Below are 22,979 nucleotides of genomic sequence, written 5' to 3'. Positions count from 1 at the left end.
TGAGCCATGGGCGAGCAACGCTTGCCCTGAGTCAGCGGGGGTAGATTGCCCCCAACACACGGGTGCCTCTGGCGCCCGTGACGCTTGGCAGGCTAGAAGTTTCCCGGCGCATCGTCTTGAAGGCCAGCCAGGCAAAGGCGGCGGCTTCGACCTGAAGAGGCGGCAGTCCATGGCGTTCACTGCTGACCACGGCCACACCGGGTAAATGTTCTGACAACTCACGCATCAAATGGTCATTCAAGGCGCCCCCGCCGCACACGATCAGGGTGCGAGCTTCAGGTGCAAAGCGCAAGATGTCCTGGCTGCAGGCCAGTGCCGTGAAGGTGCAAAGCGTGGCTTGCACATCGGCAGCAGACACATCAGGACATGCATCCAGGTGTTGCGTTAGCCAGACCGGATTGAAAAGATCACGCCCGGTGCTTTTGGGCGGTTGCCTGTGAAGGAAGGGCTCTTGATACATGCTGTAGAGCAACTCCGGGTCGCGCTGGCCTGAAGCGGCCCAGGCACCATTGCGGTCAAAAGCCTGGCCCGTATGGGTGTGGCACCAGTAATCCATCAAGGCATTGCCCGGCCCGCAATCCCAGCCCAGCACATCGCCATTGGGTGACAACACACTGAGGTTGGAAATGCCGCCGATGTTGAGCACAGCCACGCAGGCATCGGGCTGAGCAAACAGGCCGTGGTGGAAGGCGGGCACCAACGGGGCACCTTGACCACCTGCCGCCAGGTCGCGGCTGCGAAAATCCGCTACCACATCGATGCCTGTGAGTTCCGCCAGCAAAGATGGGTTGTTCAGCTGCAGCGTGTAGCCCACCGCCGCCTGTTGCCGGGCGGGGTCTGCGTCGAACTCCAGCGGGCGGTGGCGCACGGTCTGGCCGTGTGCGCCGATGGCCGTGATGTGCTCAGATTTCAAGACACTTTTGTCCAGCAAGGCGTGCACCACCTGCGCGTAATGCCGGGCAATTTGGTTGCCTGCCAGGGCGCTGCGGTGCAGTTCATCGTCGCCTCGCTGGTTCAGTTGGAGCAAGGCGGAGCGAAAAGGGGCGTCAAACGGTTCAAATGCATGAGAAAGCACCTGAATGGAACCTTGTTCGTCCAGGCGCGCCAGCACGCCGTCCACGCCATCCAGAGAAGTGCCTGACATCAGGCCTATGTAGTGAGAGGAGGTCATGCGGAGAAAAGCGTCAAGGGGTTCGAAAAGCGGGCGAGTGCAGGGGGCTAACCGAGAGTATCAAAATCCGGCTGGCCATTGAAAAAGGGCCTTGCGGCCCTTTTTCATTGAATGTTGCTTTCGCGCATTTGCGCGGCTGCCTGTAGCTGACTTCGGGTCTGAGCGACCAGTCCATTGAACTTGGCCATGGCAGCCGGGCTGATGGGCGAGCTTTGTGCTTGCTGGATGATTTTTTGCGGATCAACGTGCACGCCATTGACGCGGAATTCAAAGTGCAGGTGAGGCCCGGTTGACCAGCCGGTGGAGCCTACTGCGCCCACCACCTGGCCTTTTTGCACAGTCTGACCCTTGCGGACCTGGATGCGGCTGAGGTGTGCGTACACCGTGGTGTGGTTGTTGCCATGGCGAACGATGACCATGTTGCCAAAGCCGCCCTGAACCCCTGCAAACTCCACCACACCATCTCCCACTGTTTGGGCCGGTGTGCCAGTAGGCGCAGCGTAGTCAACGCCGCGATGCGCCTGCATCGTCTGGAAGATGGGGTGCAAACGCATGCTGAACCCGCTTGTTTTGCGCGAAAAAGCCACAGGTGAAGCGAGGTAGGCGCGGCTCAGACTCTTGCCATCCAGGCTGTAATAATTACCCTTTTGTCCTGGTTCTTGAAACCAGACCGCTTCATAGGTCTTGTTGTCGTTGTTGAACTCGGCACTCAATACGCGCCCTGTGCGCAGGGGCTCGCCATCCGCTTCCAGCACTTCATAAACCACGGAAAACCGCGCGCCCTTGCGCAAAGTGCGGTGAAAGTCGATTTGGCTGGAGAAAATCTGGGTCAACTGGCTGATGACGGAATCGGGCAAGAGTGCCTCGTCCGCAGCGTCATACAAAGAACTGGCCACCGTGCCACCCGTCATGCGGATGCTGGTGTTCATGGGCGATGTTTCCAAAGAGGCTTGAAAGCCCTGGGCTGTGCGCTGGATGTTCAGGCGTTGAAAAAAAGTGTCGCTGTCGTTTTTGAGCCAGCGTACGTTCAATTCGCTGAGCAACTGCTCACCGGTTAACTCAGCGGATACCGAGCGTCCGGCTTGCTGCAAAGCCAGCCTTGCCAGCGGGTTGCTGCGCAAAAAAGCAGCCGCTTGTGCATCGACCAAGCCGAGGCGACGCAAAAGGCTTTCGGGTGTGTCAGCTGAGCGGGTGCTGTCAGTGCGCGTCAAGCGCAACTGTGAAGGGTCCAAAAGGCCAGCTTGGGCTTGAAGCTGCGGAATCTCGATGGGGGTGGTCACTGTGACCACGGGTTGGTCAGCGATGTCAGGGCCCAGATTGACAATTGCAAACGCGCCCCCACCGCCTGCCAGCAGGATCGAAGCCAAGCTGATGCTGATGGTTTTGGGATGGCGAGTCAGCAAACGCACGACGGGCTGGCTCAACTTGGTCAGCTGTGGGTGCTGCCCATCGATCCAAGCAAGGCCTTTTTGAATGCTATGGAGTGTTCGGCCTAAAAGCTGGCTGAACCTTTGCAAGCTGCTCAGGCTCAACAATGAGACCTGATGGCGAAGAGTTGTGAAAAACGACATTTTTTATTGGAAATTGGTGACACAAATTGATCGGCAATCTGTGCTCAGCAGGAATGGGGGGGTGTCGCCTCTAAAATGGGAGACTTCAAGAAAAGGCCAATTTTAAGGGCCAACACCGAATTGACCCAAGAAAAAACCCTTATGAATCAATCGCTTGTTACAAAATACCCCGTCACAGAAAGCACTTTGAATGCTTTGGAGGTCACTTTGAGGGGCTGCGAAGAGCTGATCCCCAAAGAAGACTGGCTGCAAAAGCTGGCCAAATCCGAAGCCACTGGCGTGCCACTGCGCATCAAACTGGGGCTAGACCCCACCGCGCCTGATATCCATATTGGTCATACGGTGGTGCTCAACAAAATGCGCCAGCTGCAGGACCTGGGGCATCAAGTCATTTTTTTGATTGGTGACTTCACCAGCCTGATCGGCGACCCCTCTGGCCGCAACAGCACCCGCCCGCCACTGACGCCCGAGCAGATCAAGCTCAACGCCGAAACCTATTACAAGCAGGCCAGCCTGGTGCTGGACCCGTCCAAAACCGAGATCCGCTACAACAGCGAATGGAGCCTGCCCTTGGGCTCCATGGGCATGATTCAGCTGGCCGCCAAATACACCGTGGCCCGCATGATGGAACGCAACGACTTCCATGACCGTTTCAAGGCAGGCACGCCCATCAGCGTGCACGAATTTTTGTACCCGCTCATGCAGGGCTACGACTCGGTGGCGCTGAAAAGTGACCTGGAGCTCGGTGGCACCGACCAGAAATTCAACCTGCTCATGGGCCGCCATCTGCAGGCGGAATATGGTCAGGATCAGCAGTGCATTTTGACCATGCCTCTGCTGGAGGGGCTGGACGGCGTGGACAAAATGTCCAAGTCCAAGAACAACTACATCGGCATTGCCGAAGAGCCCAACAGCATGTTCGCCAAGGTTCTGAGCATTTCGGACACGCTGATGTGGCGCTGGTACACCTTGCTGTCTTTCAAGTCCATGGCCGAGATTGAGGCATTGAAAAAGGAAGTCGAAGCCGGGCGCAACCCCAAAGACGCCAAAGTCATGCTGGCTAAGGAAATCACGGCGCGCTTCCACAGCACTGCTGCCGCAGACGCCGCCGAGCAGGACTTCATCAACCGCAGCAAAGGTGGCGTGCCTGACGACATTCCTGAAGTGTCCTTGTCGGGCGCCTCCATGGGCATTGGCGCTTTGCTCAAATCGGCAGGCTTGGCGCCCTCGACCACCGAGGCCGGACGCCTGATCGACGGAGGCGGCGTGCGCGTGGATTCGAGCGTGGTCAGCGATAAAGGCCTCAAGCTTGAAGCCGGCACTTACATCGTTCAAGTGGGCAAGCGCAAGTTTGCCAAGGTCCATCTGGCCTGATGCCCTTCGTTTGTCCGCTCATGTGCACTGACGGTGTCTTGAAATGATCGCGGTACTGCAGCGCGTGAGCGAAGCCAGCGTGCGCGTGGACGGGGAAGTGATCGGTCAGATCGGCGCAGGCTTGCTCGTGCTGCTGTGTGCCGAAAAAGGCGACACCGACGCGGTGTCCGACAAGATGCTGGCCAAGATGCTCAAACTGCGCATCTTCAGCGACGAGGCGGGCAAGATGAACCGCAGCGTGCAGGATGTGGGCGGCGGCCTGCTCGTGGTCAGCCAATTCACATTGGCCGCCGATGTGGCCGGTGGCAACCGCCCCAGCTTCACCCAGGCCGCAGCGCCCGAAGAAGGCCGCCGACTTTATGAGCACTTTGTGGCCCAAGCCCAAAAAGCCCACCCCTTGGTGCAAACCGGCCGCTTCGCCGCCGACATGAAAGTCGCCCTCATCAACGACGGCCCCATCACCATCCCCCTGCGCATGAGCGCTTGAGTCCGTCCCAGGCCAACCACCATTGCCCCCGTAGGTCGGAGCTTCAGCTCCGACAATGTTTGCATCGGCACAGGCACACTTCGGGGCTAAGGCCGTTGGCCCGCAGCACATCTGCTGCGCAAGCAAACATCGCGGCGATGCCTCACGTCAACACACCTTGTGAACCCGGCAACGATAATCCCCGCATGACTTCAACAACCCCCGCCGAGCCGCTTGTCCCGATGACCTCTCGCTTCGATCAGCTCGCCCTGGCCCCCGCCACGCTCCAAAACCTCGAACAACTGGGCTACACCCAGATGACACCCATCCAGGCGGCCAGCCTGCCGCTCACGCTGGCAGGGCAAGACCTGATCGCCCAAGCCAGCACGGGCAGTGGCAAAACCGCCGCCTTTGGCCTGCCCCTGATTGAGCGCCTGCAAAGCGCAGGTTCGCCCAGCGCTCCTGTGCAGGCAGTGGTGCTGTGCCCCACGCGTGAGTTGGCCGACCAAGTCACCCAAGAAATCCGTCGCCTGGCTCGTGCCCGCCAGAACGTGAAAGTTGTCACGTTGTGCGGCGGTGTGGCCCTGCGCGGCCAGACGGTGAGCCTAGAGCACGGTGCCGATGTGGTGGTGGGCACACCCGGCCGCATCCTGGACCACCTGGAGCGAGGTTCGTTGAGCTTGGCTGAGGTGAACACGCTGGTGCTGGACGAAGCCGACCGCATGCTGGACATGGGCTTTTTCGACGACATCGCCAAGGTGGTGCGCCAGTGCGCCAAAGACCGCCAGACCCTGCTGTTTTCGGCCACCTACCCTGAGGGCATTGCCAAGCTGGCGGCGCAGTTCATGCGCTCGCCGCAGACCGTCAAGGTCGAGGCGCAGCACAGCGCGCACAAGATCCACCAGGTGTTTTACGAAGTGAGCGAAAGCCAGCGCCTGGATGCGGTATCCAAGTTGCTGGCGCATTTCCGCCCTGACCGCACCCTCGCGTTTTGCAACACCAAACAGCAGTGCCGTGACCTGGTGGCGGTCTTGCAGGCGCAGGGCTACAGCGCGTTAGCGCTGTTTGGCGAGTTGGAGCAGCGCGAGCGCGACCAGGTGCTGGTGCAGTTTGCCAACCGCAGTTGTTCGGTGCTGGTGGCCACCGATGTGGCCTCACGCGGGCTGGATGTGGAAGGCCTGGAAGCCGTGATCAACGTGGACGTGACGCCCGACCCTGAAATACACATTCACCGCATTGGCCGCACCGGCCGGGGTGATGCGGAAGGCCTGGCGCTCACGCTGGCGAGCATGGACGAGATGGGCGCGGTCGGCAAGATTGAGGTGATGCAGGGCCGCGAGTCCCAGTGGGCGCCGTTGTCGGGGCTGACCGCTGCCGCAGGTGGCCCTTTGCAGCCCCCCATGCGAACCCTTCAAATTGTGGGGGGGCGCAAAGAAAAAATCCGCGCGGGTGATGTGATGGGCGCGCTGGCGGGTGAATGCGGCCTGACCCGTGAGCAGGTCGGCAAGATCAATGTGAACGAGTTTTCGACCTATGTGGCGGTGCAGGCCGAGTTGGCCAAAAAGGTCGAGGCGCAGCTTTCGCGCGGCAAGATCAAGGGCAAAAGTGTGAAGGTGCGCTTGATTTGACCTTGGGCGTGCACCGAGTCTGCCGCTGAATGGCCGATTTCAGGCTGACTGGAAGGTCTGAAGGCCCTGCGCAATGGCTTTGAGCATTTGCTCGGTGCGAAAGGGTTTCCACATGAAGGCGATGGCGCCGGTTTCCTGGGCGGCCATGGTTTCATGGGGCAAGCTTTCGCCGCTCATGAAAATCACCGGGATGTCATCGCCCGCCTGGCGCATGTTGGCGTGCAATTCGATACCGCTCATCTTGGGCATTCGGATATCCAGCAGCATCACTCTGGGGCCGCAAGAGCGCTGTGCACTCAGATATTCGTGACCGCCACAATGGGTGCGTACTTTGAAGCCATGCGCGTCCAGCACCAAGCACAACATCTGCCGAATGTCTTCGTTGTCGTCGACCACTTCAATGATCGCTTGGCTTGTCATATTTAGTGAAATTAACGAAAATAAGAGCATCTTATCAAATTAACAACATGGCGCTTTGGGTGAGATAGAGGACGCTTGCCTGTTGGACCGCAGGTCTTGCGCAACGGGGCGCACAAAGGGGGGATACCCGGGTTCCGATACGTTGGGTATGGGGGGGGCAGCACAAGGTGTTTAAAACCTTGACAATCCAATGCTTGTTTATTCCCCAGAGGTGCTCATGCTGATTTTTTCATCTGACAAAGCTTTTGTGCATCCCGTGTCCAGCGAGATCACCCCCGTGCAGGTGTACCAATCGCGGCGTGACGTGTTGCGCCGCATGGCAGCAGGCTCTGCCGGGCTGTCTTTGGCCACCTGGGCCGAGCGCAGCGCCTGGGCGCAGGGTGCCCGTGCGGGTGGGGGCGGGGTGGCCTTGCCGTTTGTGCCTTCCAATGTGCCCGGCGCCATGACGATGGACAAGCCCACGGCCTACAAAGACGCCACCACGTACAACAACTTTTACGAATTTGGCACCGACAAAGCCGATCCGGCCAAATACGCTCACACCTTGAATACCCAACCCTGGACAGTGGAGATTGAAGGCTTGGTGAAAAAGCCCGGACGCTACGCCCTGGAAGACCTCATGAAGTGGGGCGCCATGCAAGAGCGCATTTACCGGCTGCGCTGTGTGGAAGGCTGGTCCATGGTGATTCCCTGGATCGGGTATTCGCTGTCGGACCTGATCCGGCGGGTGGAGCCCCAGCCGGGGGCCAAGTTTGTGGAGTTCGTGACCCAGGCTGACCCCAAGACCATGCGCGGTGTGCGCGGCGGGGCGCTGGACTGGCCTTATGTGGAAGGCTTGCGCATGGACGAGGCCATGCACCCCTTGAGCTTGCTGGCGTTTGGCATGTATGGCGAAGTCATGCCCAAGCAAAATGGCGCGCCTTTGCGCCTGGTGGTGCCCTGGAAATATGGTTTCAAAAGCGGCAAGAGCCTGGTCAAAATCCGCTTTCTGGACAAGCAGCCCCTGTCTTCCTGGGAGAAAGCCGCGCCGCAGGAGTACGGCTTTTATTCCAACGTGAACCCGCTGGTGGACCACCCGCGCTGGAGTCAAGCCACCGAACGGCGCATTGGCGAAGACGGTCTGTTGGCCAAAAAACGCAAGACGCTCATGTTCAATGGCTATGAGCCGCAGGTCGGGCAGCTCTACGCCGGCATGGATTTGAAGAAATTTTTCTGATGACCATGAGGGCCGCATTGCGCCACCCTGCAGCCTGGTGGGCGCTGCTGTCGGTGGGGCTGCTGCCCCTGGCCTGGCTGGTGTTGCAGACGCTGCAAGACCAGTTGGGCCCCAACCCCGCCGAAGCCTTGATCCGCGCCACGGGCGACTGGACACTGCGCAGCCTTTGTGTGGTGCTGGTCGTGAGCCCTTTGCGCACCTGGCTGGGCTGGCCAGAATTGCTGCGATTTCGGCGCATGCTGGGTTTGCTGGTGTTCGCTTATGCCAGCGTGCACCTGCTGTGCTACGCCTGGTTTGACATGGGCTTTGACCTGGCCGACACCTTGCAAGACCTCTTCAAGCGCCCCTTCATCTGGCTGGGCTTCAGTGCCTTTGTGATCTTGCTGGCGCTGGCCGCCACCTCTTTCAACCGGGCCGTGCGCTGGCTGGGCGGCAGGCGCTGGCAGCTGCTGCACCGGGGTGTTTATGCGGTGGCCGTGCTGGCCGTGCTGCACTTTTGGTGGATGCGCGCGGGCAAACAGGACTTTGCCGAGGTTTTGGTGTATGCGGGTGTTCTGGCGGGTTTGCTGGCCTGGCGAGCCTTGCGGCGGTAGTTTGTGAGCAGATATATCTAGGAATGAAACCTTTTGATTTTTGAAAATCCTGTTATTTGACAATGGTTTAGCTTGAAGTATCTATGAAGGCTTGTCCGCCCATCACGATCTGCTGTGTGACGGGGCAGGCTGTGTGCGAAGTCAATGCGCATTGAATGGGTAGGTCGGTACTCGCAGAGTCCGACACCTGGGCCTCAGACCAGCTGCTCCAGCGCAAAGGTGTCAAACGCCGATTCGCGCTGGCGAATCAGGTGGGCCTTTGTGCCATCGACCAGGATTTCGGCGGCGCGGCCGCGGGTGTTGTAGTTGCTGGCCATGCTCATGCAGTAAGCGCCTGCCGACAGCACGGCGAGTACATCACCGGCTTGCACCAGCAGCTGACGGTCGCGGCCGATCCAGTCGCCGCTTTCGCACACCGGGCCGACCACGTCGTACACCACACCATCACCTGAGCGCGGTTGCACGGGCACGATCTGGTGGAAGGCCTGGTACATGGCGGGGCGGGGCAGATCGTTCATGGCGGCGTCGACGATGCAAAAGTTCTTTTGTTCGCCGGGCTTCAGATACAGCACCTCGGTCAGGCACACGCCCGCATTGCCCACCAGTGAGCGGCCGGGCTCGATCATCAGCTGGCGCTGGCCGTAACCCCGGGCATCGAGTTTGGCCAGCAGCTGCGCCCACAGCGCATCGGCCTCGGGCGGGGTGTCGCCGTTGTAGTTGATGCCCAAGCCGCCGCCAAAGTCGATGTGGTGGATGGGGATGCCCGCCGCTTCAACCTCGGCCACCAGGTCCAGCACGCGGTCCATGGCGTCCAGATAGGGCGTGCTGTCTGTGATTTGCGAGCCGATGTGGCAGTCGATGCCCACCACCTTCAGGCCGGGCAGGCTGGCCGCATGGCGGTAGGCACGCAGCGCTTCTTCGTGGGCAATACCGAATTTGTTGCCTTTCAGACCGGTCGAGATGTAGGGGTGGGTTTTGGGGTCCACATTGGGGTTCACGCGCAGGCTGACCGGGGCCACTTTGCCCAGGTCCACCGCCACGGCGCTGAGCACATCGAGTTCGGCTTCGCTTTCAACGTTGAAACAGCCAATGCCCACTTGCAGGGCCTGTTTCATCTCATGGCGGGTTTTGCCCACGCCTGAAAAAATCACCTTGGCCGGGTCGCCGCCCGCAGCCAGCACGCGGGCCAGCTCGCCGCCCGAGACGATGTCAAAGCCGCAACCGGCATCGGCAAACACCTGCAAGATGGCCAGGCTGGAGTTGGCCTTCATGGCGTAGCAAATTTGCGCCTGGCGTCCGGCAAAGCCACGTTGGTAGGCGGCCAGGGCCGAGAGCATGGCGGCTTTGGAGTACACAAACAAGGGTGTGCCGTGTTGGCGAGCCAGCTCAGACAGGCGCAGGCTTTCGACCATGAGCTGATCGCCCGAATAGGCGATGTGGGGTTGGCCGGGCAAGGTGGCGTTGATGGGGGTGTTCATGTGCGCTTCAGAAGGGACAAATGGGGGGGGAAGGAGGGGCAGGTCGTGCGTCCTGCCGTTATGGTGCCCGAGGTGGCACGCCGGGCAAATCGGAGGGGTCTGCAGGGGTTTGATCTGGCGGCTGCAGCGCAGGCGCAGCCGGTTGGGCTGGCGGCTTTGGCGATGTTGCTGGTTTTTGGTGCCAGGGGTTGAGGGCTTCGAGCAAGGTGGCGCGCCCAACCGATTCGGGGGTGTTGGGCATGAGCAGCGGCCCCTTTTGACCGCAAGCGCTCAACACAGCCGTACCCCCAGCAAGGGCAAGTGACGTGACTAGAATCCTGGATACCTTCAACATGCAGCGATTGTAATGACCGACCTTGAATTCCTGGACCACGCGGAGCGCCTGTTGGCGGGCATCGAGACGAGTTGCGACCGCCTGAACGACGACACAGATGCCGATGTCGATAACCAACGTGTGGGCGGCATGATCACGCTCACCTTTCCCAACCGCAGCCAAATCGTGGTCAATCTGCAAAAGCCCCTGCATGAAGTCTGGCTGGCAGCCCGCTGTGGCGGCTTCCACTACAAATTCGACGGCACTCTCTGGATGGACACCAAGGGCCAAGGCGAGTTCTGGCAGAGCCTGTCGCGTTATGCCTCTGAGCAGGCTGGGCAAGAACTGGTGTTTGCCCAGCTGTAGGTCGGCGGCTTCAAACCCTACATCAGGCCTGTACCGAAGCCGACAAACGTTGGACTCTGCGAGTGCCGACCTACGGGGCCCTGCATATGTAGGTCGGGGCACAGCGCCGACTCAGTTTCGGAACAGGTCGAGGATCTTGCTTTTCTCTTCGCCGGGCGGCACTGGGGCCGGGGCTTTGGCGGTGCCTTCATGGCCTGTGCCCAAGGTACTGATGCCGCCGCCTTTGGCAAACTCGTCAAACATCCAGTCGCCGTTCACGTTGACCACGCCTTCGGGCACGGGCGGCTCGGACACCGGGACGCCGCGCAGGGCCGTTTCCATGAAATTGATCCAGACCGGCAGGCTCAGGCCGCCGCCGGTTTCGCGGTCACCCAGCTTGCGCGGGGTGTCGTAGCCCATCCAGACCACCGCTGCCAGGCGCGGCTGGTAGCCCGCAAACCAGGCGTCCATTGAGTCGTTGGTGGTGCCGGTTTTGCCATACACATCGGGCCTGCGCAGCATGGACTGGGCCCGTGCGGCGGTGCCTGAGCGGGTCACCTCTTGCAGCAGGCTGCTCATGACAAAGGCGTTGCGCTCGGGCAAGGTGTGCTGTTCTTCGGTCATTTGCGTGGGCAGAGGGCTGTCCACCAACACCCGGTCCTTGAAGTCGCTGATGCGAGTGATCAGGTGTGGTGGCAGGCGGTAGCCACCGTTGGCAAACACCGCATAAGCCGTGGCCATCTGCATGGGCGTGACCGATCCCGCGCCCAGCGCCATGGTCAGGTAGGCCGGGTGTTTGTCTTCGTCAAAGCCAAAGCGGGTGATCCACTCTTGCGCATTGCGTGCGCCCACCGACTGCAGCACGCGGATGGAGACCATGTTTTTGGACTTGGCCAAGCCCCGGCGCAGCGACATGGGGCCGTCAAAGGTGCCGTCGTAGTTTTTGGGCTCCCAAGGCTGGCCGCCGGTCACGCCCGCGTCAAAAAACAAGGGGGCATCGTTGACCACGGTGGCCGGGGTAAAGCCTTTTTCAAGGGCAGCCGAATAAATGAAGGGCTTGAAGCTCGAACCCGGCTGGCGCCAGGCCTGCGTGACGTGGTTGAACTTGTTTTTGGCGTAGTCAAAGCCGCCCACCAGGGCACGGATGGCGCCGGTCTGGGGTGTGATGGCCACAAAAGCGCCTTCCACTTCGGGCAGTTGCGTGATCATCCACAGGCCTTTTGGGGTTTGGGTGACGCGAATCACGGCGCCCTTGCGCAGTTGTTTGGCTGGGGGGGCTTTTTCAGACAAACCCGATTGCACAGGCTTGAGGCCATCGCCGGTGATGCTGATTTGCTCGCCGTTCTGGCGCACCACCACCACTTTGCGCGGCGAGGCTTCGAGCACCACGGCCGACATCACATCGCCGTTGTCGGGGTGGTCTTCCAGCGCATCGTCGATGGCGTCTTCCATCTTCTTGGGGTCTGCTGGAAGATCGACGAATTTTTCCGGCCCCCGGTAAATCTGGCGACTTTCGAAGTCCATGATGCCTTGGCGCAGTGCCTTGTAGGCGGCCATTTGCTCGGTGGACTGTATCGTCGTGTAGACGTTCAGGCCCCGGGTGTAGGTGTCCTGGCCGTACTGGGCAAACACCATCTGGCGCACGGTTTCGGCCACGTATTCGGCGTGCAGGGTGCGTTTGTCACCGGCGTTGCGCAGATTCAGCGGCTCGGCTTTGGCGGCTTTAGCCTGTTCAGGTGTGATGTAGTTGAAGCTCTCCATGCGCTCGATGATGTAGAGCTGGCGTGAGCGGGCGCGTTTGGGGTTACTGATCGGGTTGTAGGCCGATGGCGCCTTGGGTAGCCCGGCCAGCATGGCCGCTTCGGCAATGCTGATGTCCTTGAGCGATTTGCCAAAATAAGCCTCTGCCGCCGAGGCAAAACCATAGGCTCGGTTGCCCAGATAAATCTGGTTCATGTAGACCTCCAGTATCTGGTCCTTGGTCAGCATGTGTTCGAGCTTGTAGGTCAGCAAAATTTCATAAATCTTGCGGGTGAATGTCTTCTCGGATGACAGGTACACATTGCGTGCCACCTGCATGGTGATGGTCGATGCCCCCTGGCTTTTGGCGCGCCCGATGTTGGCCAAACCGGCGCGCAAAATGCCGATATAGTCCACGCCCCCGTGCTGGTAAAAGCGGTTGTCTTCGATGGACAGCACCGCGTTTTTCATGACCAGGGGAATGTCCTTGATGGGTGTAAGGTTGCGCCGCTCCTCGCCAAACTCGCCCATTAACACGCCATCGGCGGTGTAGATGCGCAGCGGCAGCTTGGGTTTGTAGTCGGCCAGGTCCGAGATGTCGGGCAAATTGGGATAGGCGACCACCATGGCCACACCCACCACCAGCATGATACTGGCCAGGCCCGCCGCCACGATGCCCATGACCCACAGGGCCAATTTCACCAGCCAGGAGGGCACCCGGGATGGACTGGCTGCGTCGCTTGGGCGCTGCTTTTCAGAAGGGGGGGTGTCTTTGGATGGCATAAATGGGAGGCGGTGGGGGGCGCCATGCAGGATGCAAGGCGCCTGCCATTATAAAAATCCTTCACCTCTCAGGTCGCACTTGAAAATTCAATAAAGAATTATTTGGTATTCAAAAATATTGTTTGGGCGCTTTATTCATGTTACAAAACATCTCTCAGAAGGCCAGCAAGGCCTCAAGCAGGGGGCAACATGAAAGGCTTGATTCGGTGGTGGCAACGCATCGGTGCGAGGTCGACGCGCTTGGGGTGGGGTCTGGCTCAGCAAGACGCTGCGTGGTCGCTGGTGGGCCTGCAACGCCAAAGCGAGCATTTGGCCAAAGTCCAGAGTACTCAAACCCTGCAACCCATGCCAGCATTGGCACATCAAGACAAAGCATGGCTCAGCCAGGCTTTGCGGCAAATGGGATCACCCCAAAGTGGCGTGGAAAAGCGCTTGAATATGGCGCTGCCATTGGTGGATCTGGCCTTGGGACAAATCGAATTCCCGGCGCAGCTGGACGAAGGGGACTGGGTGGCCGAGGTCCAACTGGAGGCTGCACAAGCCTTGGGTTTGGAGCCCGATGAGGTGAATTTTGATTTCCAACCCGAAGACACCTCGCGAGCGTTGGTGCGCCGGGTGCAATGGGTCGCATGTGCCAAGTCGCACATCGCCGATTTGAAAAAATGCACACGCGCTGCGGGCTGGCAGCTGGCCACCGTAGAACCCGAACTGCATGCCGCTCGGCGGGCGGCGAACGCCCTGCAAGGCGGGCTGCCCAGTTTGCTGACCCAGCCGGTGCTGGATTGGCAATTTCGTCTGCCCGGACCCGATGACGGGCCCCACATCAAAGAGGCTGCCGGGTTGGCCACCGGCGATGCTGCCTTGCTCCAAGCCATGTCCTCACCCGTGGGGGCGCGTTTGGTCGCGGCAGGATTGGCCTTGAAGGCGTGGTCATGAGCAGCGCATTCAATTTGTTGCACTACCCCAACTTGGCGCAGCAGCAAGGGCTGCGGCATCGGAGGGTCACGGGTTTGCTCGGTTGTGCCGTGGGCGTTGCGCTGGCCTGGGGCTGGGTGTGGTGGCAAGCAGCCAAAACCGAGGCCCTGTTGACCGAGCAACGTCAATTGCAAAGCCAGATGGCCGAGCGCACGCAACGCCTCAAAGTGCTGGATGCGCAACGCGCACTGGTGCAGATGCAACGCTTGCAGCGCAAGCAACTGAGCCAGATCGCACAGCACCAGCAAATCTGGAACGTTTGGCATCAGGCCTTGCTGGCCGAGGCGCAGCGCAGCAGCTTGCGCCTGGAGCGCTTGCAGGCCGAAGGCGACAAGCTGGAGCTGCAAGGCTTTGCACCCAGCGTGTCAGCCATGACGGCGGCGCGCCAGCAATTGGCCGAGCATTGGGGCCAGGCCGTGAATCTGGCCAGCCTCACGGCCACTAACACTTTGCGCGAGTCGGACAGCGCCCGTTCCGCGCAGGTGTCTTTTGTCTGGCAAGTGGCCTGGACTTCCATTGAGCCGCCTGCCGAAGCTTCGGGCAAAGCCCCTGCCGCAGCTGCTGCGGCCCCGGCAGCCTCAGCTGCTGCGTCCAAGGGGGGGCGATGAACATAGGCAAGCTGTCACGACGGTGGGACACAGGCGCAGTGGACTGGTCCACCGCTTGGGCGAACTGGCAAAAACAAGCCCTGCTCATGCTGCGCCCCTGGGTCTGGGGGCTGGGCAGTGCGCTGTTGGGGGCGTGTGCCGTGGTTCTTGTGCATCTGGATGTCACACAAGCCTACACCCAGGCTGATGAAGCGGTGGAACGTTTGCGCCAACAAACGGCGGCTTTGGCCCCGCCCTCGCCCTTGAAGGCCGAAGATGCCGAACACGCCCAGCGTGACGCCCTGTCGCGCCTGCCCGGCCAGGCCCAGCCCAGTCGCATCTGGCTGGATTTGCAACAGGCACTGAGCCAGCAGGGCCTGCGCGTCATGGTCTTGCGCCCTGTGAGTCCGCAGGTGCAGCGCATCACACCAGGACGCTCAGCCCCTGCCGCCAGCACCGGGTCGCCCGTGCCGAGCCAGGCCGTGACGCTGCGTGTGATCGGGGCTTTTGCGCGCTGGGTGAAAGCCTGGGCAGCTTTCACGGAGGCGGGGCCGGTGTGGTCCATTGACCGCATCAGCATCGTGGCCCAGCCTGACAGCCAAGACGTGCAGATCGATGCCGTGCTGCGTGTGTGGATGCGCCCGGGTGAGAGCACTTGGCAAGCCTGGCCGGCGCACGACGGCTCAGTGGACGGTCCACCAGATGGCGCCCGCGCACTGCCCAACCAGGTCTCCGTGCAGGCAGCGCCGCTGTTTGCGCAGCCTGCACCACTGCTGGCGCAGGCCGGTGCTGCAGGCTCAGGCTCAGAGACAGGGTCCGGCGATACAGCGCAGCCCGCTGCGTCCACAGCACCCGACCTGCCCGAAGACCCCGAACGCTGGCCACTGGCGCGCGTGCGCCTGGCCGGGGTATGGCAACAAGGCGCCGATCGGCAGGCCGTGCTGGTGGCCGGTCCGCACTGGGCGCGTGTGCGGCCCGGTCAGCGCGTCACGCTCGAAGGCCATCGGGTGCAGGCCATCACCAGCGAGGGCGTGACCCTGCGCGCGGCGCGCGGGCCGGTCCATGTCTTGCATTGGGAGGGCGGCAAATGATGAACAACAAACGTGGCTGGACAGCCGTGGCCTGTTGCTGGGGGCTGTGTGTGGCGGCACAAAATGGGGGCACTCCGGCGCCCACCTCGCCCCTTACTCCGGCGTCCAGGGCTGTGGCGTTTCCGGTGGAGTGGCCCGCATCCACTGACAACCGCCCCATCAGCCTGAATTTCCAGAACATCGACTTGCGCGCCTTGCTGCAAGTGTTTGCCGAATTTGCCGGGCTCAATCTGGTGCTGACCGACAACGTCAGTGGCCCCGTCACAGTCCGTCTGAACGAGGTGCCCTGGCCACAGGCGCTGGACATCGTGCTGCAATCCAAGGGCCTGACTTCGCGCCAGGAAGGGCGTGTGCTGTGGGTGGCCCCGCAAGGCGAATGGGCGCTGCGCGAGAAAAAGCAACGCGATGCGCAAGCCGCCCTGGACGCCGTCAGCCCCTTGAGCATGTGGTCGCAGCGCCTGCAATACGCCCGGGCCAGTGAAGTCGCGCAGCGCCTGCAAGGTGGGGGCGCCACTGGCGTGGCTGGGGCCAGTGGCGGTCGCTGGCTCAGTCCCCGGGGCACGGTGCTGGCCGAGCCGCGCACCAACCAGCTGTTCATTGCCGACTTGCCCGCCCGTCTGGCAGAGATCCAGCAGATGATTGCCCAGCTCGATGTGCCCGTGCGGCAAGTCCTGATCGAGGCACGCATCGTCGAGGCCGATGACCAGTTTGGCCAATCGCTGGGCGTGCGCCTGGGGGCGGGCCTGGCTGTGCCCCTGAAAGTGCAGGGCAACAGCCAAACCCTGAGCATGGGCGCCACCAACCAGAGCGCAGCGGCGGGCGTGGCCAACGGCAACCAGGTGAATTTGCCCTCAGGCAGCGCGGGTCAAACCGTCAGCGCCCCCGCCACCTTTGCCGTTTCGCTGTTCAACGCGGCGGCCGACCGGTTCATCAACGTCGAACTCTCGGCACTGGAGGCGGCAGGTCTTGGCAAAGTGGTCTCGCGCCCCCGGGTCGTCACCGCCGACCAGACCAAGGCCCTGATCGAGCAGGGCACCGAATTGCCCTACCAAACATCGGCAGGCATTGGCGTGACCGCCATCTCGTTTCGCAAAGCCAACCTCAAACTCGAAGTCACGCCCCAAATCACCCCTGATGGCTCGGTGGTGCTCGAAGTCGATGTGAACCGCGACAGCGTTGGCCAAATCACCCCGGCGGGGTATGCCATCAACACCAAACACGTGAAAACCCAGGTGCGCGTGGAAGACGGCGGCACCGCAGTGCTGGGCGGTATTTTTGAGGAAACCCGGCGCAACGACGAGGCCAAGGTGCCGGGTTTGGGCGATGTGCCGGGCCTGGGCTGGTTGTTTAAAAACCGCGACCAGACCCAGCGCAAAAGTGAACTGCTGATCTTTCTCACCCCCCGTGTGGTGGCTGACGCACCGGCCAGCTTGCCGCAGTGAAGGGCGGGCAAAGCGGGTCGCATACACTTGCCCACTTCAAACGCCCCGCCCCTTTTTTGTTCGGTGTGGGGTGACTACTTCGTGTGAGACTTCCTTGAGCATCATCTTCGTGGGCCTTCCGGGCTCAGGCAAAACCACCATCGGCCGCCAACTGGCGCGCCGCCTGGGCGTGCCTTTTGTGGACTCCGACCATGTGATTGAAGAGCGTTTGGGCTGTTCAATCCGGGAATTTTTCGCGCGCGAAGGCGAGGACAGTTTCCGTGATGTCGAGCAACAGGTGCTGGACGACCTGACTCAAACCCACGAAGGCGTGATTGCCACTGGCGGCGGCGCGGTATTGCGACCCGCCAACCGCCAACACCTGCACGAACGCGGTCACGTCATCTATCTGCGCTCCACCCCCGAAGACGTCTACCGCCGCGTGCGCCACGACACCGCACGCCCCCTCTTGCAAGTCGAGGACCCTATGGCCCGCCTGCGCGCGCTCTACGACACCCGTGACCCGCTCTACCGCGAAGCCGCTCACTTCGTGATCGAAACCGGCCGCCCCTCCGTGGCCACCCTGGTCAACATGATCACCATGCAACTGGAACTGGCCGGTCACCTGCCGATCAAGTCCTCGTAAGCCTGCCCTCATCTTCGTAGGTCGGTGGTCGAAGACCCCGACATGGGGCGTGTGTCGAAGGCTGTAAACGTCGGACTCTTCGAGTATCGACCTACGGGGCAGCCCTGTCATCTTCGTAGGTCGGCGGCTTCAGCCCCGACGAGAAGCCTGTGTCAAAGCCCTACACTTACGCCCTATGTCCGAGCACCCCATTTCCATTGAGCAGGTCGCCATTTCGCTGGATGACCGCAGTTATGACATCCAGATTGGCCAAGGCCTGTTGAGCCGCCCTGAAACCTGGGCCGGCCTGCCCAAGGCGAGCACCGCCATGATCGTGACCAACGACACGATTGCCCCGATCTATGAGGCCGCTTTGCGCAGCGCCATCGCCCTGCATTACAAGCAGGTGCACACCGTGGTGCTGCCCGATGGCGAGGCGCACAAAGACTGGCATACCCTGAACCTGATTTTTGACGCGCTGCTGGGCCAAGGCTGCGACCGCAAGACCGTTTTGTTTGCGCTGGGCGGTGGCGTGATTGGTGACATGACCGGCTTTGCCGCCGCCAGCTACATGCGCGGCGTGCCCTTTGTGCAGGTGCCGACCACGCTGCTGTCGCAAGTCGACTCCTCGGTAGGCGGCAAAACCGCCATCAACCACCCGTTGGGCAAAAACATGATCGGCGCGTTCTACCAGCCAGTGCGGGTGATTTGCGACCTGAACACCCTGGGCACCTTGCCCCCGCGCGAGCTGAGCGCTGGCCTGGCTGAAGTCATCAAATACGGTCCGATTGCCGATATGGCGTTTCTGGACTGGATCGAAGCGAACATCGACGCCCTCATGGCTCAAGACCCGAAGGCCCTGGCCCATGCCGTCAAGCGCAGCTGCGAGATCAAGGCCTGGGTGGTGGGGCAGGACGAGCGCGAAGCGGGCCTGCGCGCCATCCTCAACTTTGGTCACACTTTTGGCCACGCCATCGAAGCGGGTTTGGGCTTTGGCGTCTGGTTGCACGGCGAGGCTGTGGGCTGCGGCATGGTCATGGCGGCCGAGTTGTCGCATCGCTTGGGGCGTGTCGATGCGGCTTTTGTGGCCCGCTTGCGTGCCCTGATCGAACGCGCTGGCTTGCCGGTGCGCGGCCCTGTGATTGATGCAGCCGACAACGCGGGCCATTACATCGAACACATGCGCCTCGATAAAAAAGCCATCGGTGGCGATATCCAGTTTGTGGTGATCGACGGCCCCGGCAAAGCCACCGTGTGCGGTGCGCCCGACGCCATGGTGCGCGAGGTGATCAACGCCTGCTGCGCTTGATGGCCATGTACGCCGAGTCCGTTGCGATCTCGATCGGTTCGCAGTCCAGCTTGTCAGCGTTGGCATGCGACCCGGGGCAAACCCGGGGACGGCGCTTTGCCGAGCCTGCAGCACCCACGCGCAATGCCTTCCAGCGCGACCGCGACCGCATCGTGCATTCCACGGCGTTTCGGCGGCTGGTTTACAAGACGCAGGTGTTTTTGAACCACGAGGGCGATTTGTTCCGCACGCGGCTCACGCATTCGCTGGAGGTGGCGCAGCTGGGCCGATCCATTGCCCGGGCGCTGGGCCTGAACGAAGATTTGGTCGAAGCCGTGGCGCTGGCGCATGACCTGGGCCACACGCCCTTTGGGCATGCCGGGCAAGACGCGCTGAACGAGTGCATGGCAGCGCACGGCGGTTTTGAGCACAACTTGCAAAGCTTGCGCGTGGTGGACCAGCTTGAAGAGCGTTACCCCGCGTTTGATGGCCTGAACCTGAGTTTTGAAACCCGCGAGGGCGTGCTCAAGCATTGTTCGCGGGCCAATGCCGAGCATCTGGATCGGACCGAGCCGGGCGGGGTGGGGCGGCGTTTCATCGACCGCACCCAGCCCAGTCTGGAGGCGCAGCTGTGCAATCTGGCCGATGCGATTGCCTACAACGCGCATGACATTGACGATGGGGTGCGTTCCGGCCTGATCAGCATGGGGCAGCTGCAGGAGGTGGCGCTGTTTGCCCATTACCACCAGCAGACCTTGAACGAGCACCCCGCGCTGTCTGAAAAGCCGCGCCGACTGCTGTACGAAACCATTCGCCGCATGCTGAGCGATCAGGTGTATGACGTGATCGACACCACCCGCCATGCGGTGGCGCGTGCAGGGGTTCAGTCTGCCGACGAGGCCCGGCTGGCGGGCCCTTTGGTGGCCTTCAGTGCCGACATGAAAGCCCGCACGGCGGAGCTCAAGAAGTTTTTGTTTGCGAGTCTGTACCGCCATCCGCAGGTCATGCAAACCACCGGACAGGCCCAGCAGGCCGTGCGCGAGCTGTTTGCAGCTTATGTGGCGCGGCCTGCAGAAATGCCCGCCGACTTTGCAGCGGGGGCCGATTTGCACCGCGCCGTGGCCGACTACATCGCAGGCATGACCGACCGCTTTGCCCTGCGCGAACATGAACGCCTGACGGGGCGCAAGCTCTTGTGACCCGGTTTTTGTGCCTTCTTGTAGGTCGGTGGCTTCAGCCCCGACACTGCGCGCTTCGGCCCAGACCCTTGTTGGGGCTGAAGCGACCGAGCAACAGTTTTGTAGGTCGGTGGTCGAAGACCCCGGCGTGGGTAGCTTGTGCGGCAGTGTTTGCACAAGCGTTGGTGGTATGTCCAGCCCATGTCGGACTCTGCGAGTGCCGACCTACAGGATTATTCGCATGAAGGCTGCAAAACGCTCGGCCTGGCTGGTGGTGCTGGCCGGTGGCGTGGCCGCCTTGCAGGTGGGCAAGCTGTCCCCGGCCTTGCCTGCGTTGCAGGCTGAGCTTGGCCTGACGCTGGTGCAGTCGGGTTTTCTTTTGTCCATCGTGCAGCTGGCTGGCCTGAGTCTGGCGGTGTTCATGGGGCTGCTGGCCGATGGCATGGGGCTCAAGCGCAGCATGGTGCGCGGCCTGTGTCTGCTGGCGCTGGCCAGTGGTTTGGGCGGTTTCGCAACCTCGGTGACGGCTTTGCTGGTGTTGCGGGCGATTGAAGGGCTGGGCTTTTTGCTGGTGGCTTTGCCCGCGCCGGCCTTGATCCGCCGCCTGGTGCCGCCTGCGAAATTGCCCGGCATGCTGGGCGTGTGGGGCGCCTACATGCCCACGGGCACGGCGCTGGCTTTGTTGGCTGGGCCGCTGTTCATTCCGGCCTGGGGCTGGGGGGCGTGGTGGTGGCTGTTTTCTGGGGTGTCAATGGCAATGGCGCTGTGGCTGTTGCGGGCGGTGCCGGCCGATCCTCCCCATGCGGCGGCCACTGCCGGGCAAGGTGCCTGGCAGCGCCTACGCCGCACCTTGAGCGCCCGTGGCCCCTGGCTGGTGGCGCTCACTTTTGGCATGTATTCAGGCCAGTGGCTGGCGGTGGTGGGCTTTTTGCCGTCGATTTACGCCGCTGCGGGCGTGAGCGGGGCGCTTTTGGGTGTGCTCACGGCCTTGGCTGCGGCGGTGAACATCTTGGGCAATATGGCGTCGGGCCGCCTGCTGCAACGCGGCTGGGCATCGCGCTCGACCTTGTGGCTGGGTTTTGGCGCGATGGCGCTGGGCAGCACCGTGGCCTTTGCGCCCTTCACCGAAAGCCTGCCTTGGCTGCGCTTTGCCGGGGTGCTGCTGTTTTCGGGCGTGGGCGGCCTGGTGCCGGGCACCTTGTTCAGCCTGGCGGTGCGGCTGGCCCCGGGCGAGCAGCAAGTGGCCACCACCGTGGGCTGGGTGCAGCAGTTGTCTGCTTTGGGCCAGTTTGCGGGGCCACCCGTGGTGGCGGCTGTGGCAGCGCGTGCAGGCGGCTGGCAGTTCACGCCGCTGGTCACGGTGGGGTGTTGTGTGGTGGGGGCGGGGTTGGCTTGGCTGGCTGGGCGGGTGTTGGCGCGACAAGCGTAGAGAGATCGGTCAAATCATGTGGTTCAATGAAAATTAGCTAGACCACTGCAAGAAAATAAGTCGTTAGCTGGTGGGTAAAGGCTCCATGCCTAAAGGTGCAATCAATGACGGAAAAATTATGGAAACAACGGGACTGATTCAACGCGCGATCGAAGATGGGTATCTTCAAATCATCACCAGTGGGAAAACTGAAAAAATCCGTTACGTGGCAGTGAATCTTGCCGAAAAATGGTCAGACCCCGAAGAAAAAGTTTGAGCCGCCTACTACGCAGAATTGATTTATCGATATGGGTATGACCCCGAATGCATTGGGGTAGAAATCACCGTGCCAGACCGCGTGCCCAATGATCGAGCGGATATCGTGGTGTTCCGGGACAAAGCACGTACCAAACCGTATGCCGTGATCGAGTGCAAACGCGATGCCGTCACCGACAACGAATTCAAACAAGCCATTGAGCAAGCCTTTGGCAACGGCCATGCCCACAAATTCCGTGCTGAATACGTGGGGGTGGTGGCTGGTCAAACCCGCGCGTTTTTCGATTGTTCAGACCGATACGGCGTGTTGGAGCGCGATGCCAACGTGATTGCTGACTTGCCCGCCGGTTATGGCAGGCCTGAAGAGTTCAAGTACTACTACAAAGCCAAAAACAAACCCGATATTGGCGCTGTCACCCGTGATGATTTGATCAAAACCATTCGCAAATGCCACCAAACCCTTTGGGGTGGTGGTCGCTTGTCACCACCCATGGCCTTTGGTGAACTGACCAAACTCATCTTCTTGAAAACAAGAGACGAAAAAGCCTACCGCACACCAGGCGAGCCTTACGCCTTTCAAATCAAGACAAACGAAACTGGCGGATTCAAGTACGAGGTGCAACACGGTTTAACGAGGCGTGAAACACCTCGTGGGGTGTCTTGAATCCCAGCCGCTTTCTGGGGCGGTGATTCAATCTGTTTTCAATCATAGTCAACTCCTCATCGGTGACAGTTTCCATGCGCCGCTTCTTGGGAATGTATTGGCGCAGCAAACCATTGAAGTTCTCGTTGCTGCCGCGCTGCCAACTGCAATACGGATCGGCAAAGTAGGTCTGGATGCCAAGGGTCTGATCGATGGCCTGGTGATCCGCAAACTCCTTGCCGTTGTCCACCGTCAAAGTCTTCACCCGTGAGATCAGGGGCTTGAGTTTGGCTTCAATGGCCCGACCCACCAAAGCAGCAGACTTGTTGGGCACTTTGGCCAGCACAGCAAAGCCACTCTTGCGTTCTGCCAGTGTCACGATGGCTTGT

The 22,979-nt window shown here is 61.2% G+C and carries 23 protein-coding genes and 1 pseudogene; 16 read left to right on the top strand and 8 right to left on the bottom strand.

The features are described from left to right. Positions 1–31 precede the first annotated feature (31 nt). Positions 32–1,171, bottom strand: coding sequence for an anhydro-N-acetylmuramic acid kinase (locus tag AMM33_RS00430; protein WP_090137809.1), 1,140 nt, complete (start codon positions 1,169–1,171; stop codon positions 32–34). A 104-nt stretch (positions 1,172–1,275) separates the two neighbouring features. Continuing rightward, the gene (locus AMM33_RS00425; protein WP_369802374.1) at positions 1,276–2,595 is read right to left on the bottom strand and encodes a peptidoglycan DD-metalloendopeptidase family protein; all 1,320 of its coding nucleotides are present in this window, start codon (positions 2,593–2,595) and stop codon (positions 1,276–1,278) included. Positions 2,596–2,883: 288 nt separating this feature from the next. Between AMM33_RS00425 and tyrS the strand changes: the two genes are divergently transcribed. The 3 genes from tyrS (at position 2,884) to dbpA (ending at position 6,210) form a co-directional block, all read left to right on the top strand. Further along, complete coding sequence (gene tyrS, locus AMM33_RS00420) at positions 2,884–4,116, top strand: tyrosine--tRNA ligase (RefSeq protein WP_090137805.1); 1,233 nt, start codon at positions 2,884–2,886, stop codon at positions 4,114–4,116. A 43-nt stretch (positions 4,117–4,159) separates the two neighbouring features. Continuing rightward, on the top strand, positions 4,160–4,603 hold the full coding sequence (gene dtd / locus AMM33_RS00415; RefSeq protein WP_090137803.1) for a D-aminoacyl-tRNA deacylase: 444 nt from the start codon (positions 4,160–4,162) through the stop codon (positions 4,601–4,603). Positions 4,604–4,788: 185 nt separating this feature from the next. Then, entirely contained in the window at positions 4,789–6,210 is a 1,422-nt protein-coding gene (gene dbpA / locus AMM33_RS00410; protein ID WP_090137911.1) for an ATP-dependent RNA helicase DbpA, read from the top strand. Between the two features lie 39 nt (positions 6,211–6,249). On the opposite strand, the gene AMM33_RS00405 is transcribed toward dbpA, so the two are convergent. Further along, positions 6,250–6,630, bottom strand: a complete 381-nt coding sequence (locus tag AMM33_RS00405) for a response regulator transcription factor (protein WP_194945138.1) — start codon at positions 6,628–6,630, stop codon at positions 6,250–6,252. 217 nt (positions 6,631–6,847) lie between these two features. Between AMM33_RS00405 and msrP the strand changes: the two genes are divergently transcribed. Both msrP and AMM33_RS00395 read left to right on the top strand, forming a co-directional pair. Further along, positions 6,848–7,846, top strand: a complete 999-nt coding sequence (gene msrP / locus AMM33_RS00400; RefSeq protein ID WP_090137799.1) for a protein-methionine-sulfoxide reductase catalytic subunit MsrP — start codon at positions 6,848–6,850, stop codon at positions 7,844–7,846. A 5-nt stretch (positions 7,847–7,851) separates the two neighbouring features. Further along, on the top strand, positions 7,852–8,439 hold the full coding sequence (locus tag AMM33_RS00395; RefSeq protein WP_090137910.1) for a protein-methionine-sulfoxide reductase heme-binding subunit MsrQ: 588 nt from the start codon (positions 7,852–7,854) through the stop codon (positions 8,437–8,439). Between the two features lie 194 nt (positions 8,440–8,633). Here the strand turns inward: AMM33_RS00395 and lysA are convergent, their stop codons facing one another. From lysA to AMM33_RS22305, 3 genes and pseudogenes are all read right to left on the bottom strand, one after another. Beyond that, positions 8,634–9,917: a diaminopimelate decarboxylase gene (lysA, locus tag AMM33_RS00390; protein WP_090137797.1), complete on the bottom strand. Its 1,284-nt coding sequence runs from the start codon at positions 9,915–9,917 to the stop codon at positions 8,634–8,636. A 58-nt stretch (positions 9,918–9,975) separates the two neighbouring features. Then, positions 9,976–10,158, bottom strand: a complete 183-nt coding sequence (locus AMM33_RS00385) for a hypothetical protein (protein WP_194945137.1) — start codon at positions 10,156–10,158, stop codon at positions 9,976–9,978. Further along, positions 10,159–10,251, bottom strand: a pseudogene (locus AMM33_RS22305) (lipoprotein); the annotation flags it as partial. Between the two features lie 12 nt (positions 10,252–10,263). Here AMM33_RS22305 and cyaY point away from each other — a divergent pair. Further along, on the top strand, positions 10,264–10,596 hold the full coding sequence (gene cyaY, locus AMM33_RS00380; RefSeq protein ID WP_090137793.1) for an iron donor protein CyaY: 333 nt from the start codon (positions 10,264–10,266) through the stop codon (positions 10,594–10,596). 111 nt (positions 10,597–10,707) lie between these two features. Here the strand turns inward: cyaY and AMM33_RS00375 are convergent, their stop codons facing one another. Next, entirely contained in the window at positions 10,708–13,098 is a 2,391-nt protein-coding gene (locus AMM33_RS00375) for a penicillin-binding protein 1A (RefSeq protein ID WP_090137791.1), read from the bottom strand. A gap of 189 nt (positions 13,099–13,287) precedes the next feature. Between AMM33_RS00375 and pilM the strand changes: the two genes are divergently transcribed. The 10 genes from pilM (at position 13,288) to AMM33_RS00330 (ending at position 22,611) form a co-directional block, all read left to right on the top strand. Further along, positions 13,288–14,034 (top strand): pilus assembly protein PilM, encoded by a 747-nt coding sequence (pilM, locus tag AMM33_RS00370; protein WP_090137790.1) that lies wholly within the window; start codon positions 13,288–13,290, stop codon positions 14,032–14,034. Next, positions 14,031–14,681 (top strand): exodeoxyribonuclease VII large subunit, encoded by a 651-nt coding sequence (locus AMM33_RS00365; protein WP_090137788.1) that lies wholly within the window; start codon positions 14,031–14,033, stop codon positions 14,679–14,681. The genes pilM and AMM33_RS00365 overlap by 4 nt, the downstream gene beginning before the upstream one ends. Further along, positions 14,678–15,751 (top strand): hypothetical protein, encoded by a 1,074-nt coding sequence (locus AMM33_RS00360; protein ID WP_090137786.1) that lies wholly within the window; start codon positions 14,678–14,680, stop codon positions 15,749–15,751. Before AMM33_RS00365 ends, AMM33_RS00360 begins: the two co-directional genes overlap by 4 nt. Beyond that, positions 15,751–17,193 (top strand): type IV pilus secretin PilQ, encoded by a 1,443-nt coding sequence (locus AMM33_RS00355; protein ID WP_228767874.1) that lies wholly within the window; start codon positions 15,751–15,753, stop codon positions 17,191–17,193. The genes AMM33_RS00360 and AMM33_RS00355 overlap by 1 nt, the downstream gene beginning before the upstream one ends. 94 nt (positions 17,194–17,287) lie before the next feature. Continuing rightward, positions 17,288–17,818: a shikimate kinase gene (locus AMM33_RS00350; RefSeq protein ID WP_090137783.1), complete on the top strand. Its 531-nt coding sequence runs from the start codon at positions 17,288–17,290 to the stop codon at positions 17,816–17,818. A gap of 175 nt (positions 17,819–17,993) precedes the next feature. After that, positions 17,994–19,106: a 3-dehydroquinate synthase gene (gene aroB / locus AMM33_RS00345; protein ID WP_090137782.1), complete on the top strand. Its 1,113-nt coding sequence runs from the start codon at positions 17,994–17,996 to the stop codon at positions 19,104–19,106. Between the two features lie 5 nt (positions 19,107–19,111). Continuing rightward, positions 19,112–20,284: a deoxyguanosinetriphosphate triphosphohydrolase gene (locus tag AMM33_RS00340; protein WP_090137908.1), complete on the top strand. Its 1,173-nt coding sequence runs from the start codon at positions 19,112–19,114 to the stop codon at positions 20,282–20,284. Between the two features lie 220 nt (positions 20,285–20,504). Next, entirely contained in the window at positions 20,505–21,692 is a 1,188-nt protein-coding gene (locus tag AMM33_RS00335; RefSeq protein ID WP_090137780.1) for an MFS transporter, read from the top strand. A gap of 85 nt (positions 21,693–21,777) precedes the next feature. Next, on the top strand, positions 21,778–21,948 hold the full coding sequence (locus AMM33_RS21655; RefSeq protein WP_194945136.1) for a hypothetical protein: 171 nt from the start codon (positions 21,778–21,780) through the stop codon (positions 21,946–21,948). Between the two features lie 18 nt (positions 21,949–21,966). Continuing rightward, entirely contained in the window at positions 21,967–22,611 is a 645-nt protein-coding gene (locus AMM33_RS00330; RefSeq protein ID WP_090137778.1) for a type I restriction enzyme HsdR N-terminal domain-containing protein, read from the top strand. On the opposite strand, the gene AMM33_RS00325 is transcribed toward AMM33_RS00330, so the two are convergent. Then, the coding region (locus AMM33_RS00325) for an IS30 family transposase (protein WP_194945135.1) at positions 22,553–22,979 on the bottom strand (427 nt) is incomplete at its 5' end. The genes AMM33_RS00330 and AMM33_RS00325 overlap by 59 nt on opposite strands.

The sequence above is a fragment of the Limnohabitans sp. DM1 genome, from assembly GCF_001269385.1.
In the GTDB taxonomy this organism is placed as follows: Bacteria; Pseudomonadota; Gammaproteobacteria; order Burkholderiales; family Burkholderiaceae_C; genus Limnohabitans_A.
This window is presented reverse-complemented; position numbering and strand designations above follow the sequence as displayed.

Bases quoted from the DNA above. Each gene is read 5' to 3' on its own strand.
- AMM33_RS00355 (WP_228767874.1), top strand. From the start codon at position 15,751: ATGAACAACAAACGTGGCTGGACAGCCGTGGCCTGTTGCTGGGGGCTG.
- dtd (WP_090137803.1), top strand. From the start codon at position 4,160: ATGATCGCGGTACTGCAGCGCGTGAGCGAAGCCAGCGTGCGCGTGGAC.
- AMM33_RS00375 (WP_090137791.1), bottom strand. From the start codon at position 13,098: ATGCCATCCAAAGACACCCCCCCTTCTGAAAAGCAGCGCCCAAGCGAC.
- tyrS (WP_090137805.1), top strand. From the start codon at position 2,884: ATGAATCAATCGCTTGTTACAAAATACCCCGTCACAGAAAGCACTTTG.
- AMM33_RS00335 (WP_090137780.1), top strand. From the start codon at position 20,505: ATGAAGGCTGCAAAACGCTCGGCCTGGCTGGTGGTGCTGGCCGGTGGC.
- AMM33_RS00385 (WP_194945137.1), bottom strand. From the start codon at position 10,158: ATGCCCAACACCCCCGAATCGGTTGGGCGCGCCACCTTGCTCGAAGCC.
- AMM33_RS00405 (WP_194945138.1), bottom strand. From the start codon at position 6,630: ATGACAAGCCAAGCGATCATTGAAGTGGTCGACGACAACGAAGACATT.
- AMM33_RS00340 (WP_090137908.1), top strand. From the start codon at position 19,112: ATGTACGCCGAGTCCGTTGCGATCTCGATCGGTTCGCAGTCCAGCTTG.
- cyaY (WP_090137793.1), top strand. From the start codon at position 10,264: ATGACCGACCTTGAATTCCTGGACCACGCGGAGCGCCTGTTGGCGGGC.
- AMM33_RS21655 (WP_194945136.1), top strand. From the start codon at position 21,778: ATGCCTAAAGGTGCAATCAATGACGGAAAAATTATGGAAACAACGGGA.
- msrP (WP_090137799.1), top strand. From the start codon at position 6,848: ATGCTGATTTTTTCATCTGACAAAGCTTTTGTGCATCCCGTGTCCAGC.
- aroB (WP_090137782.1), top strand. From the start codon at position 17,994: ATGTCCGAGCACCCCATTTCCATTGAGCAGGTCGCCATTTCGCTGGAT.
- AMM33_RS00395 (WP_090137910.1), top strand. From the start codon at position 7,852: ATGAGGGCCGCATTGCGCCACCCTGCAGCCTGGTGGGCGCTGCTGTCG.
- pilM (WP_090137790.1), top strand. From the start codon at position 13,288: ATGAAAGGCTTGATTCGGTGGTGGCAACGCATCGGTGCGAGGTCGACG.
- AMM33_RS00430 (WP_090137809.1), bottom strand. From the start codon at position 1,171: ATGACCTCCTCTCACTACATAGGCCTGATGTCAGGCACTTCTCTGGAT.
- dbpA (WP_090137911.1), top strand. From the start codon at position 4,789: ATGACTTCAACAACCCCCGCCGAGCCGCTTGTCCCGATGACCTCTCGC.
- AMM33_RS00360 (WP_090137786.1), top strand. From the start codon at position 14,678: ATGAACATAGGCAAGCTGTCACGACGGTGGGACACAGGCGCAGTGGAC.
- AMM33_RS00365 (WP_090137788.1), top strand. From the start codon at position 14,031: ATGAGCAGCGCATTCAATTTGTTGCACTACCCCAACTTGGCGCAGCAG.
- lysA (WP_090137797.1), bottom strand. From the start codon at position 9,917: ATGAACACCCCCATCAACGCCACCTTGCCCGGCCAACCCCACATCGCC.